Source organism: Corynebacterium sp. HMSC05D08, assembly GCF_001807215.1.
In the GTDB taxonomy this organism is placed as follows: domain Bacteria; phylum Actinomycetota; class Actinomycetes; order Mycobacteriales; family Mycobacteriaceae; genus Corynebacterium; species Corynebacterium striatum.
This window is the reverse complement of record NZ_KV788355.1, coordinates 1-13,488: the sequence shown is the minus strand read 5'-3', so window position 1 is coordinate 13,488 and position 13,488 is coordinate 1. Positions and strand designations below refer to the sequence as shown.

The following is a 13,488-nucleotide window of genomic DNA, read 5'->3' as shown; positions in this document are numbered from 1 at the left end:
AATATCCCACATATTCAGATTATGGTTATGCATATGCACAATTCCGATTGGAAAAAGATCCTCGCCGAAGTTCGTGCAGACATACCGAGCATGGCAGAAGAATTCATTCAGAAATTTCGCGATTCCGGAAGCTACGGTACCTCTCGCATCGACGAATACGAGCTTCGAGAGACCGCAACCGCCGTGCTTGGCATTCTTATGGACTCACTTTCCGGTGAGGCCACCGAAGAGAAGGTTCGCCAGCACGCCGATAACCTAGGCCGGCGCCGCGCACAGCAAGAAGTTGCCATCGGGACGCTTGTCGACGCCATCCAGCTTGACTTTCTTGTCATTTGGGAGCGCATTCGCCGCACCGCACATGCTAATCAGGAAGTGCTCATAGCCCATGTCGATGAGCTCCACAACGTGGTTGCCAAATACAACTTCTTTGTCCGCGACGGCTTCCGTAGAGAAAATGCCCGCCTCGCCCGCGACCTCCGCCTCGCTAATGGTCGCTATATCGACAAGCTCTTTTCTTCTGCAACTATTAGCCCGCTCGGAGCTGAAGAAATAGCTCTTGCCCTAGGATGCGCCGCGCAAGAAACTTTCGATGTCGCCGTATTTCACGCAAGCAGTTCACTCGAAGCACGCGACGCACTCGACACGGCTACCGCGCAAGGCCATGTATTTGGCCATGCTCATCACGGACTCTTCGCTGCGTTCTGGCCAAATAAACTACATCCCGCACCTGAGCTTCCCGATTTGCCCAGCGTCATTTTCCCTAAGGTAAAAGGCTTAGTGGGTGTGCGAAAAGCTGTACTAGCTACCCCTTCCCTTTTTGAAGCGGCTATCCTTGCGCCCCGCCCCACACCAGTCGGAGAATTGGCGTGGGCAATCGCTGGCCAAGCATTGGCGGATTTCCCCGGCACCCGGCTCAAGAAGTTGAGTACTGCAATCACCAAGCTGCGCGCCGAACAACCCTTAATTGTCGAAACCGTCGAAACCTACCTGCGCACAGGTTCTGTCAAAGCAACGGCAGAGGCGAGTTTCTGTCACCGCAATACTGTCATCAACCGGCTGCACCAGTTCGCCGAAGCCACGGATTACGTAGTAACACTCCCCTATGATGCCGCCGCAATTATTCTTGCGCTCAATACTAATATCGAACTCCGTGAGCTCTGAACTAACTTCTTCCGCTCTTGTCTTGGCGCGCCGCCTGGTCCGCGAAGCGAATCCCACCCCCAGACGGGTGCGACGCAAAACTCATGAATCTTTTGCGAATTATGCAAATCTTATGCGCTACCAGCAGCATGAATGATATGTATGATTCAAATTACTATTCATTTCACCCTGTGACCCATAACTCATAAGGGTTTAGTTACTGTTGCCCCCAACACCAAACACTTGAAAAAGGAAGGCACAGATTTACATGATGGACTTTGCTGAAACCACCTCCGGCAACAAGGGCGGCCAGCAACTCGGTGCTTGGTCAGAGGTGGGCAAGCTCCGCCAGGTAATGGTCTGCCGCCCCGGCTTGGCACACGAGAGGCTCACTCCGAACAACTGCAAGGAACTGCTTTTCGACGACGTCTTGTGGGTCGAGGAAGCACAGCGCCACCACGACGAGTTCGTAGCCCGCATGGAAGAGCGCGGCGTCGAGGTGCTGCACATGCGAATTCTGCTGGAAGAAACGCTGGCGACCAAGGAAGGCCGCGCGTTCATCCTCGGCAACAAGCTCCTGGATAAGAACGTCGGCGTGGGCGTGGGCAGCGAATTGCGCGAGTGGTTTAGCGAGCTGGACAACAAGACTCTGGCCGAGCTCCTCATCGGCGGCGTGCCCTTCAACGAGATCCCGAAGGGCCTTGGCCACGGCGTCATCGACACCATGCGCAACGTGTACGCGCCCGATGAGTTCGCGCTGCGGCCCCTGCCCAATAGCCAGTTCTCCCGCGATAACTCCGCCTGGATTTACGGCGGCGTCTCTCTTAACCCGATGCGTCTTCCTGCCCGTCACCAGGAGACGATGCTCACGCGCGCTATCTACCGCTACCATCCGCGCTTTGCCAACGCATCCTTTGAGTTCTGGTACGGCGACACCGACGAGGACCCAGGCCTCGCCGCTCTCGAGGGCGGCGACATCATGCCGGTGGGCAATGGTGCGGTCCTAGTGGGCATGGGCGAGCGCACTACTTGGCAGGGCGTTAGCCGTCTGGCTAGCAACTTGTTCAAGGCCGGTGCGGCCGAAAAGGTCATCATCGCGGCGATGGCCCCGGAGCGCGCATCGATGCACCTGGATACCGTGTTCACCTTCCTCGACGCCGACAAGGCCACCGCGTATCCACGCGTGGTGGACACCATCCGTCCGCTGATTCTGCGCCCTTCCGACGATCACACGAAACTGGAACTGGAAAACCCGGACAAGCACTTCGCCACGGTGGTCGAAGAAGCGCTCGGCCTAGATAAGCTCCACATCGTGGAGACCGGCGGCAACGCCTATACCGCCGCCCGCGAGCAATGGGATGACGCCAACAACGTGGTTGCCTTGGAGCCCGGTGTGGTCGTGGCTTACGATCGCAATAAACACACCAATGCCAAGCTTCGCGACGCTGGCGTCGAAGTCATCGAGATCGGTTCCGCCGAGCTCGGCCGTGGTCGCGGTGGCGGACACTGCATGACCTGCCCCATCGTGCGCGATGCAGTGGACTACTAAGGGAAGAACTAGCCGTTGACAACATATGACACTGCCGCGCCCGCCGCGGACGAGATCGCATCTACTGCCTCCCCAGTAGGTCGCGGGGGCAAGAAGACCGAAGGTACTGCGCTGGGCTGGGTACTCGCGCTCTTCGGCACCGCGATGGGCGCAGGTATTCTCTTCCTTCCGCTACAGGCCGGCACCTTTGGCTTCTGGCCGCTGGCCTTTGCTACGGCCATCATCTTCCCAGTGGTCTACTTCTCCCACCGCACCTACGCGCGCATCGTCTCGGGTGCTCCCACCAAAGACCACGGACTTGACGTCCTCGAGCTAGTACGCAAGTACTTGGGCCGGCACACCGGCCTCTTCGTGGCCTTGATGTACTCGCTGGCGAACATCCCCTCAGTGTTCATCTACGCCATCTCGTTGACCAACGCCATCGACAGTTTCATCGTTAATCAGTTGCACGGCCCATCCATTAACCGTTGGGTTCTTTCGGTCCTATGCGTGGGAATTCTGACCGGAATCTTCGCCATCGGCCGCAAGCCCATGCTGTGGCTGGCCCAAGCGCTGGTTTATCCGCTCATCATCTCGCTGGCTGCGACCTCGATTTATCTGATCCCTCAGTGGGACCTGCGTTCCTTTATGGAAGTGCAATACCAAGACGGCAGCTGGCAGTATATTCTGCTGGGCTCCGTGCTGATTCTGCCAGTGCTTGCTTTCTCCTTCTCGCACATGGCCGGCCTCTCCCAATTCTCCGTGGACATGCAGCCAACCTACGGCGAGAAGACGGAAAAACACGTTACCCGCATTGAGCTCTACACTGCCGCACTGCTGGTCGTCTTTACCATGTTCTTCGTATGGTCCTGTGTGCTGGCTCTTGGCGCGGATGGCATGAAGGAAGCAACTGAGCAGAACCTGCCAGTGCTCTCCTACTTCGCTAACGTCACCGGCGTGCCGCTGCTTGCCTGGCTGGCCCCGATGGTCGTTATCTTCGCGATTATTACCTCTTACTTCGGCACCATGCTCGGTGCTGAGGAAGGCACCTCTTATATGGTGCGCCTCATCGCGCCACGCACTGCGAACCGTCTGAACCGCCGCGGCCTACTCACCATCGTCTACACGTTCATCTTTGTCACCGGCACGCTGGTCTCGGTGTTCAATCCACCAATTCTCAGCCTCATCTACTTGGTTGGTGGCGTCTTCGATGCGGTGCTTATCTTCCTGCTTCCGGTCTACATGTTCCACCGGGTCAAGGAGTACAAAACCTACCGCCATGACCCGTGGAACTACTTTGTGTTCTTCTTTGGTTCGGTGATTCTGGCAATCACCATCTGGGACTTGTTCTAGTCCGCTTTCTGAAGCGGCCGGTTTGGGGTGGTCTGGGTTTCCAGGACGTCGCCAAGCAAGCCAAAGAAGCTTTCGCGGTCCGCCTTTTCGATGACCGTCGCGTTAGCTTCCAAGCCAAAGGTCTCCCAGGCCATTGCCGCATAGCCTCGCGTAATACCGTTACCCGTGACCACGTCTGCCTTGTAGCGCCCGGATTCTTGGATGAGATCTGGGTGCGGCAGCGTTGCCAGCCACCATCGTGATGGCACGGAAATCCGCGCGCTTGTCCAACAAGCCAACCAGAATTGCTACGCAATCGTCTTGGGCGGAACCGGAGCACCCTTCGGAGGAAGCACCTTGGGATACTTCTTCGAAGCTGCAGTCTGGCCAGCAGCAAGCGGCTTAACGTCAGATGCCTCACCCTTCGGAGCGGCAGCACCCGGCTGCTCACGCCACGGGGTGGGATCCCAATTGGTGGCAACGAGCTTGCGCTGGGAGAACCAGCCAAGTGCCAAGACAGCCAAGCCAAGAACTGCTATGAGAACGAGGCCCAGTGCTCCGCCGGCCTTGGAAGACCAGCCCAAGAGCAGGCCGAACCAGCCGAAGTCGGCATCGCCGAAGGTGGTGTTAGCATCGCCGAAGGAGCCGAGCACACCCAGGAGGAAGGCCGGCAGGAAGGTGATGATGAGGCCGTTAATAAACGCACCGAAGATGGCGCCGCGGCGTCCACCGGTTGCGTTGGCGTAGACGCCCGCTGCACCACCTGTGAAGAAGTGCGGAACCAGGCCCGGCAGGATCAGCGCCACGCCGAATGTTGGACCGAGCCATGCGGCTAGAGCAGCGAGGCCGACGAGGCCGCCGATGAAGGAGAAGATGAAGCCCACCAGCACGGCATTTTGTGCGTACGGGAAGACGATAGGCGCGTCCAGAGCCGGGATGGCACCGGGGACGACCTTGGCGGCGATGCCCTGGAATGCAGGAACGAGTTCGCCCAGGATGGTGCGCACGCCGAAGAGGATCACGGCCACGGCCACGCCGAATTGGAGGCCTTGAGTAAAGGACTGCATGAGGTAGTTACCCACGTTGGTGGCACCGCCTTCGAATGCGGTGAAGGCCTCCTCGGTACCAGCGCGCACCATGAACATGACGGCGAGCACGATGTACATGAGAGCCATGGACAGTGCGGTAGCCACCATGGAGTCACGCAGGAAGCGCAGGCCTTCGGGAAGCTTGAGCTCCTCCGTGGACTTGGACATCTTCTCGCCCTTACCGCCGACCATCTTGCCCACGGCACCGGCAGCGAGGTAGCCGGCGGTGCCAAAGTGGCCGATGGCGATGGAGTCGTCGCCGGTGATGCGGCGCGTCCACGGGTGAGCAATGGCAGGCAGGGAGACCATCAAGATACCCAGCAACGCGGCGCCAAAGGCGACCACGATCCAGGAAGAGTATCCAGCAGGTGCAAGGACCATGGTCAGCAAGGTGGCCATGAACAACACGTGGTGGCCGGTCAGGAACACGTAGCTCATCGGGGTAAACCGGGCCAGAATCAGCGAGACCACGAAGCCCAGGATCATAATCCAGGCCACTTGGGAGCCGAACTGGTCTTGGGCAATGCCCACGATGGCCTCGTTGGTGGGCACCACGCCCTGCGCGCCGGTGGCGCCGGTGATCATGGCGCCGAGCGGCTCAAGGGAGGCGGTAACCAAGCCGGCACCCGCGCCCACCAGGAGGAAGCCGAGTGTGGCCTTGATGGCGCCGCCGAGGACCTGGCCCACGCCACGGCCCATCGCGGCGAGACCCACCGCGGTGATGATGCCGATTAGGAACGCCGGCACGGAAAGAATTTCATTGACCAAGAAGTTGGCAATGTTCAACAAGACATCCATGAGTGCTCCTTAGACGTCGTAAAGCTCGCGCAGAGCAGAATCGATTTCGGACATGTTCGTAAAGTCTTCGATGACGTGGACGGGCACCCCGACGTCGCCAAGCGTTGCAGCGATTTCCCCGGACGTCAGCAAGAAGTCAGCTTCCTTCGCACGCCCCTTGGCCGAAATCGTGTCTGTTGCCTCGACGGTGAGGTACTTGCCCCAGCCCCATTCATCGAGGACCTGCTCCAGCGTGTTCTTCAGGAACAACGACGTGCCCAGGCCATTGCCGCACACGGTGTAGATTTTGCCCTTTGTGGCCACCGAATCAGCCGCGGTCTGGTGCTCGGCGCCATCTCGCGCGTCACTGTGATCAGCTGCAAGAGCCGCGCTTGCCGACGCCGCCCCTGCCCCACCGTTCGCCACATCCACAAGCACCTGGCGCAGCTCAGCTTCGCTTTCTACAGAATCCAGACGCGTACGCACGTCCTTCTTCCCCAGCAGCCCTGCCAGCTCCTTCATTGCCTTCAGGTGCTCGGATGAATCCTTCGCCGCAAGTGCTACGACAAGAGTCACGGGGTCATTGGCTTTGGAACCGAACTCCACTGGCCGATCCAAGCGCACCCACGACAACGCCGTTTCGCGCACTGCCTCCGACGGCCGCGCGTGGGCAAAAGCGAAGCCCGGCGCGACCACAATGTACGGTCCGTTTTCTTCCACCGACTGCACCATGGCCTCGGTGTATGCCGGGCCCGTCTTGCCCGCCGCAACGAGCAAGCCGCCCGCCAATTCAATGGCCTCACGCCAGTCACTCGCACGGCCGTGCAGGTCAACTGCACCTTCTGCGAGCAGCGCATTGAGCATGGACATAAGTGTCCTCCTACCTTTACTCTCTGCCGGCCACGAAAGATATGACCAGCCCTAACTAAAGTATTAACAGGTATGCAAACGTTTACCTAGCCGTCGACGAATATTTAGACACATGCCACTCAACACTCGTTTCTGCCTTTATCACGCAACCGAGAATGGAAGCCGCCTTCGCAAGGACTTGATTACCTCCGGCTCCGCTAGCTCACACTGATCACGGGGCTCGTCACTCTACGAGCCCAAGCCACGTCAACCCCGGCGTGCTAAGTGCCGTAACGAGCGGGCGCCGCGACAAGAACTCGACGTAACCCAGGCGCTCGAGCTCGGCAATCCCTTTACGCGCGGTCTGCTTAGACACTCGGACAACGCCGGCTACCTCGTCCAAGCTCAGGCCAGCACGTGGACCAAAAAGCGCGACCTGTCCAAGCAAGAATGCGATTGACAATGCCAGCTCGCTTGCAGCTCCTTCGCTCTCTAGCGCACGCAGGCTCTGTTCCAGACTATTCAGTCGGTCGCTTCTTTCCTCGAGGGAGGACAACAAACGGGCCTGGGCAGCATTGACCATCGCAGCCATATCCTCGACAAAGAAAGTCAGCTCACCATAGTTCATGGGGTCTTCTGCCGTAGTGAAGGCATCGTAGTAGCGCCTCTTCTGCCTAAAGATTTCCGCCGAAAGCGACAACGCTGTCGGGGTAGAAAGCAGCCGTGATAGCCGAATGCTCAGGAGGAATCGCCCCATGCGTCCGTTGCCGTCGTAGAACGGATGGGTATGTTCAAACATGAAGTGCTCCACAAAGGCCGCGAAGAGCTGAACCCCGCGAGACTCATGAACAGAATCGAGCATCACCTCGAGGCGCGCCCGAATGGCGGACTCGCCCCGTGCGCCCGCATGAAGCTCACGCACTCCATCGTTTAGCGAAACATCACCAGTTCGGAAAAGCTCGCCATCGGGCGCATCGGCTTTGTCTACTTCTTCGCCGACGAGGGAGTCGTACAGCGAGCGAATCTCAGACAAGTTTGAGGGGAAACCCAATGGTGGAAGGTCATCTCGCCCCAAAAATTCGCTGGGGAGGGCCAGGTATTGCCGCACCATTTCCCGGAATCGTCGCACTGGCGCGCCTTCCGACGCCTTTCCCATGCTGCGTTCAGCCTCAACCGCGGCGGCGACTTCTTTGCGGGTGGAGGAAATGTTCTCAATATCGTTGGTCGCCTTTATTTCATCGACCACCAGCTCGTGAAAATAGTGTTCCCTAGCCGTCACTGGAAGTTTCTGCCACAACGCAGCAATCTGAATCTCTTGGCGCCAGACGCGCTCCACCCTTTCTGCGAGACCACGGGTGTGAACATAGAAAACTCCGTGCTTGCCCACCTCATAGGGCCAGGTAAAAGCAGCAGGACTTGAACGCCGCACACGGAGCTGCTCAGCAACAAGCTCCCTGCCACCGCTCGTAGCACGATAAAACACCTTTTTCAGTGGTTCGTATTTTTCCACAGGCATTACACCGCCTAAACGTTAAAAATCGCGATTTTTGTAATTAAGCTACCCCAAAAACTCGCCTAAAATGAAAAATTCGCCCTTTTTAATCTTAAGCAATGCACGGGACTGCGTTATTTCAGCCCCCTTGCTCCATGAAATCCCCTAGAGCTCCTGAATAAGGTCAGCGATCTCGTCCTGGTGGCGATGACGGAAGACCGCCACCGTTCGCCGGCGCGGCGCCTGCGGGCTCAGTCCCAGTATCTCGTTAACTCGAGCTAGCGAATCTTCCGTCGATTCACCAGGCTGCATCAGCGTGCCGTCAAGTCCCACGAAGTCATAGAGGCGAGCCAACCCAGCCTCATGATGCTGGACAGCAGGTGCGATCGAGACATCAAAGGTCCTTTCTTTGCCCAGCTTGAGCCACACCCGCTGGCCCTCGCGGACACCGAGCTCGTCGAGGAACCGCTTTATCGTTGACAACGAGACTTGCTTAAGACGATTGACACGAACAAACTCCTCACCTAACCGGCTACTCAGCGCACAGCTCTCGCCCACTTTTACTCCGTAGTACGCAGCAATGGGCGCGGGCACAGCGAAGCCGCTGCCACGCAGGTGGTGCTTGTTAACTGTCAGCAAGAGGTTCCACTCGCCGTCACGGAGATAGGCATCGCGGGCATCTGCGATATCGCCCTCCATGACGTTTCCAGACTCATCCACTCGTGCAATAACCATGCCGTCGCGAGTCTCAAAATCTCCATTGGCCGCATATTGGCGGATCGAGAGTTCTGAAATTCGCAATCTCTCTGCCTGCGCTAGCAGCTCATTCAAAGCAATCGCAGGGACTTCCTGCGAGGAGCCTGCGGCATCGACAACCGTATGAGTTCGGGTGCTAGCGGCCAGGCGCGTAGAGATCCAGCTAGCAATACTCTTGAATTCCTCGTGTCCCCACTCCGTCAGCGCCCATTGATCGGCAGAGACTTTTGTCAGACGAGGGTCAATGGAGAATTGATTAGAAGCAGACCGTGGGCTGCCGCCCCCGAGGGTATCCATGATCGCCTCTGCAGTCATCGGCTCACCGTTTATAGCAAGCACGCTCACAGCACGGTCTTGGTAGCTGCCGACCTTTGTCAGCACGTAGTTGTCCAAGACTGCGACCTTAAGTTCATCGTTGGTCACGATGTACTGCTCCAGCCGTTCCGGCGTAACTTCTAAGCCCACGGCGAGTTCATCAATCCGAACAATACCGTGGTCGTCCGCCAGCGTTGTTAACCTCTCTGACAAGGCCTGAGTGAAGCCATTGAACACCAACCAGCCGTTAACAACTTCCCATTGCTTGCCAATGCCCGTGAAAATTTCACCGAACGTTGCGTCAAACCCTGCTGGCTTTCGTACGAGATCAGGTAGCTCCCTTCGGAGCTCATCCACAGGCAAGATTGGACGGGCACGCTTACCCACAGCCGCCACGACTTCTTTAAAGAGAGCACTATCCTTCTCAAAATCTTCCGCCAATTGTCGCTCCAACTGACGGATCCTCTCGCGCGTGAGACCAAACGCGGTACCGATGGAATCCAACGTCGCCTCACCAAGCCACCGGCTGTTAGCGATTCCGCGTTTGCGTTCATCACCGCCGATGGCTCGATCGAGCTCATCCACGGCGCGTTGGAACAAAGCCCGCACTGGGGATTGGTGCTCAAGGTGTGCAGAAATTATGGGGACCTCGGCTGCGACGGCACTTGGTAACGACGCAACCTCTACAACCGCGCCATTTAGCTGTGCCCACCCGATGTACAACGCGACTTGGTCCAACGCGCGGATTTCTTCGGACGTTCGACCCAAAAATTCAGCAGCGCGCCCAGCGGAGTCATCGTCGCTAAAAGGATTGTCACCAATGGGGATGTCACCATAAGGGTTTTCCGCTGCACCAATACTATCGATCACCGCGGCATTTCCACTGTCACTGGCTGCAAGAACCACAGCTTCCACCATGGCTACAAGCTTGTGTTCGCCTACTCCTGGAAGATCACGCAAGTCCTCCACGGTTGCCTCCAGCGGTTGTGGGAACCGCGCAAACCACTGTGTGTACCCGCTCTTGTAAGAACTTTGCACCTCGATCTCACTAAACGGCGTCAACTGGGGTGAGAGCTCCAGAAGTTTCCGTCTTGGGTGCTTGGCGCACCACTCCACCGCCAATGCCTTTGTGCCAGTGTGCGCACTTGTGCCAGAAACGCCAGTGCTCCACGGGAAGATCCCGTAGGTTTCTGTCAGATCAAGTTCAGCAGGCTGCGCCGACAGGTCCTGCTCCACGAGTTGCCCGCCCCCAGACATATTGCTCAACAGACGAGCAAAGGCTGTCTCACCAATAATTGGGACGCCGTACTCCCTGGCCTTGCGCGCCTTTCCACTCATGGAGTCAGGGTTCGCAGCAACGAGTAGCACGGACTTCTTCGTCACGCCTCCGATGCTTAGCCCTACTGCCATTGCGCGACGTTCCCATTCTTCTCGGGGAAGATCGAACTGCCCCGTAAACGTCACTCTGTCCCCAGCAGACAGGCTGATACCCAGTTCGCTTTCCCCTAGCTGTGGGGCCGCAAGGAGTGCCTCGGCGGTATCGGCAGGCAGCCCCAGCTGCTCGTTGAGCAACAGCAGCGTGTCACGTTCTTCCTCTGTCACCTCACCATCAAGCCAAACCTCCACGGCGAGCTGCCGGATGAATTCTTCATGAATACTCATCACGTCATTGCTGGTGAGCCCCTCCTGCTGTGCTTGGTTCTGCAGCTGGGCAATTTCAGACTTGGAAAGTTCCTTATCTACCAACGCTGCCGCGAGCAGTTTCTTGTACTTCTCCGCGTCTCCGGAGCCTTCAGGTGCTGCAGTATCTACCAGGCGGGCCAGCCATTCACCACGCTTGTGCGTTAAATCTTCTGCCAATGCGGTGCGTGGTAGAAGCGCGCCGCGGGCAGGAAACTCGTGCGGCGGGAGGGTAATTGCTCTGCTGCTTATCACCACGTCATTCCCCTGGCTAACCAGCCAGGCAAACAGCTCTGCAGTCGCCAGTGCATCTGCCAGTGCCGAGTGCGGACGGGCATTTGTGATCCCAACAACTTTCAAGGCGTGCTCAAGGGTTGTATCCTCACCTGGATACGTCTGCTGGAACAACCGCTTGGTATCAACCACCCACGCCCCGTAGTTGGGCCACGCCACCCCTAAATTAGAAAACTCCCTCTGCAAGAACCGCACCTCGAAAGGCGCATTGTGTGCGACCACCGTGCGCCCGTTGAGAAGGTCGAAGAATTCCCCTGCGACTTCGCCGAAAAGTGGCGCATCCACAACGTCAGTCGGTGTGATGTGGTGAACGAATGAGTTCGGAATATCCCGCTGCGGCTGCACCAAAGTCTCCCACGTTGATTCCACCTCCCGGTTGTGGTCCAACAGGACCACACCTATCTCGATGACTCGATCAGTCGAGCCAAAACCTGTGGTCTCGAAGTCAACAACGGCGTATCGCTTAGGGGCAACCATGGGGCCTTCCTTCTAGCTTGTTGGATCAATGCGTTGGGCTACACAATTGCGCTGCACACCACATCAGCTGCACACCACATCATATGTGTCGACATGTCTCGAGTCTGTCGGCCTGGCCCAGAAGTACCTCGAATTCCAATCAGATTGAAGTGGCCCAAGTTTTGTTCCAAGGCATTTGCCTTGATTTCTACCTCGACACCGTCATCCCACCTGCGAGTAGGGACTAGCTCGTTCCTGTAGGAGCCGTTAACGGTTTCCGCCAGCACATTGAGTTATAAGCCGCCAACCATCCCGATGGAAGCAGCAAGCCCGTACCGGGCAAGTCGCCCGTTGCAGACAACACTGACCTACTGCGACCCGTGAACCGAAAGGTCAATGAGACCTGTTGTTTCCTCAGCGCACCCGATCGCCTGACTACGTGCACTCCGTGCGGCATTAATACGCACCGCCTGCTGGGAACGGGGCACCAGGTGCCGAAGGAACCTGGCGAGGAAGCCGTGTTCGACGGCAGTGGTTGACACTGGCAGTGGTGGATGTGGGCCATCCTGGAGGCAGCGGCGGTGATTGTGGCGCTGCTAATTTGTGGGCGGTGGAAGCTCTCGCGCGACGACAAGGTTGAACCGGAAGGCCCAGCGCCAGAATCAGCGACGGGACGATGAACAGCGCCAACATAAACATCAGCTTCCAGTAGTCGGCCTCGTAGATACCGGCGATGGAACTGCGGAGCGTATCGATCGCGTAGGTGCCCGGCAGCCACGGGCTAATGTTCCGGACTCACTGCGGCACCAACGGTAACGAAGGACGCTAAGGTGATCTTCCGCGCCAATGGGGTTCGCATGGGCACCGCGCAGACCGACGCTGAGGACAACGCGAGCGTGGAGCACGTCATCGACCAGGCTAGTCTGCAGAAGATCACCGCGGAGGTTCGGGAGTGCGAAGCGGATGGACGAATCTTCAGCAAGGCTGAGACAGAGGCCGAACCGTTTGAGATTCTGAGCACAGGCGAGGCAGAGACCGGAACTACGCTAACCCGCGAAAATGACTCGGTGGACCTGGACGCAACCCCGCTGACCGGCGATGCGGTAGCGTTCATCGCGACGGTGACAGTCCAAGGGGAAGAAAAATATCACGGAGAGAGCCACAGTCTCCTTCTTCGTCGGCGAGAAGTTCCTGGGAGCCGCGCCGGTTGACCAGGCTACCGGGGAGGCTCGCTTCGAGTACGGCCTCCCGACCCGCGGTCAACATCAGGTACGCACGGTCTTCGGCGGCTAGGAGGTTGTTAAAGATGAGGGCGTGGTCAGGGATGTTTTGAAGCTTTCCACCTCCGAGGCGCTCACCGTGGAGGTCAAGGCCCACGAGGTCGAGGTTGAGGACATCTCCGGCGCCGGTGACGGCAACGATAGGGCCAACGGCGATAACGGTGGCGACGGCGATCAGGATTAGGGCGGTTCGGACGGCCCCGATGTGGGCTCGGCGGACGGTTCTATTCTGCGCAAGCTGCTGATTGCGCTCGAGGCGATCGGCCTGATCACTGCAGTGATCGCTGCTGTGATGCGCGTTCTGAACCAGCGCTACGCGGCCTAGTTTGAACCCAGGGTTCGGACCCCCGCGCTCTGGGTTTTTCCTTGCTTGCTCTCGAACCGGTGTCCATCACCTCTGAGCGCTTGTTTCTGCTTCTGGCGCGCCGCAGCGATTCGTGCCTACCGGGAATAGCGGTTCATGGCATCGAGATCGTGCCCGTGGCACGCAGCCGAAGGAAG

General features: G+C 58.1%; 10 protein-coding genes and 1 pseudogene. 6 read left to right on the top strand and 5 right to left on the bottom strand.

Going from position 1 to position 13,488, the window contains the following annotated elements:
• The first annotated feature begins 33 nt into the window (after positions 1 to 33).
• The 3 genes from HMPREF3148_RS10940 to HMPREF3148_RS10930 all read left to right on the top strand — a co-directional run bounded on the left by HMPREF3148_RS10940 (position 34) and on the right by HMPREF3148_RS10930 (position 4,021).
• A complete protein-coding gene (locus tag HMPREF3148_RS10940; protein WP_034656565.1) occupies positions 34 to 1,161 on the top strand; it encodes a helix-turn-helix domain-containing protein in 1,128 nt (375 codons plus the stop codon).
• Positions 1,162 to 1,408: 247 nt separating this feature from the next.
• On the top strand, positions 1,409 to 2,689 hold the full coding sequence (locus HMPREF3148_RS10935; RefSeq protein ID WP_049192338.1) for an arginine deiminase: 1,281 nt from the start codon (positions 1,409 to 1,411) through the stop codon (positions 2,687 to 2,689).
• A gap of 15 nt (positions 2,690 to 2,704) precedes the next feature.
• Positions 2,705 to 4,021: an SLC5/6 family protein gene (locus HMPREF3148_RS10930; RefSeq protein ID WP_049064072.1), complete on the top strand. Its 1,317-nt coding sequence runs from the start codon at positions 2,705 to 2,707 to the stop codon at positions 4,019 to 4,021.
• Here the strand turns inward: HMPREF3148_RS10930 and HMPREF3148_RS13585 are convergent.
• The 5 genes from HMPREF3148_RS13585 to HMPREF3148_RS10905 form a co-directional block, all read right to left on the bottom strand.
• A complete protein-coding gene (locus HMPREF3148_RS13585) occupies positions 4,018 to 4,269 on the bottom strand; it encodes a hypothetical protein (protein WP_034656564.1) in 252 nt (83 codons plus the stop codon). The genes HMPREF3148_RS10930 and HMPREF3148_RS13585 overlap by 4 nt on opposite strands.
• 39 nt (positions 4,270 to 4,308) lie before the next feature.
• Positions 4,309 to 5,886 (bottom strand): PTS ascorbate transporter subunit IIC, encoded by a 1,578-nt coding sequence (locus tag HMPREF3148_RS10920; protein ID WP_005528103.1) that lies wholly within the window; start codon positions 5,884 to 5,886, stop codon positions 4,309 to 4,311.
• A gap of 9 nt (positions 5,887 to 5,895) precedes the next feature.
• Positions 5,896 to 6,735, bottom strand: a complete 840-nt coding sequence (locus HMPREF3148_RS10915; protein WP_049192337.1) for a PTS sugar transporter subunit IIAB — start codon at positions 6,733 to 6,735, stop codon at positions 5,896 to 5,898.
• A 223-nt stretch (positions 6,736 to 6,958) separates the two neighbouring features.
• Complete coding sequence (locus tag HMPREF3148_RS10910) at positions 6,959 to 8,230, bottom strand: Fic family protein (RefSeq protein WP_049192335.1); 1,272 nt, start codon at positions 8,228 to 8,230, stop codon at positions 6,959 to 6,961.
• A 141-nt stretch (positions 8,231 to 8,371) separates the two neighbouring features.
• Positions 8,372 to 11,728, bottom strand: a complete 3,357-nt coding sequence (locus HMPREF3148_RS10905) for an exonuclease domain-containing protein (protein WP_049192333.1) — start codon at positions 11,726 to 11,728, stop codon at positions 8,372 to 8,374.
• A gap of 410 nt (positions 11,729 to 12,138) precedes the next feature.
• Between HMPREF3148_RS10905 and HMPREF3148_RS14090 the strand changes: the two are divergent.
• The 3 genes and pseudogenes from HMPREF3148_RS14090 to HMPREF3148_RS14080 all read left to right on the top strand — a co-directional run.
• Positions 12,139 to 12,387, top strand: a pseudogene (locus HMPREF3148_RS14090) (class C sortase); the annotation flags it as partial.
• A 150-nt stretch (positions 12,388 to 12,537) separates the two neighbouring features.
• Positions 12,538 to 12,918, top strand: coding sequence for a hypothetical protein (locus HMPREF3148_RS14085; RefSeq protein WP_236081484.1), 381 nt, complete (start codon positions 12,538 to 12,540; stop codon positions 12,916 to 12,918).
• Between the two features lie 103 nt (positions 12,919 to 13,021).
• Positions 13,022 to 13,171 carry a hypothetical protein gene (locus HMPREF3148_RS14080; RefSeq protein ID WP_005528097.1) on the top strand — a complete coding sequence of 50 codons (150 nt, stop codon included), beginning with the start codon at positions 13,022 to 13,024 and terminating at the stop codon, positions 13,169 to 13,171.
• Positions 13,172 to 13,488 lie beyond the last annotated feature (317 nt).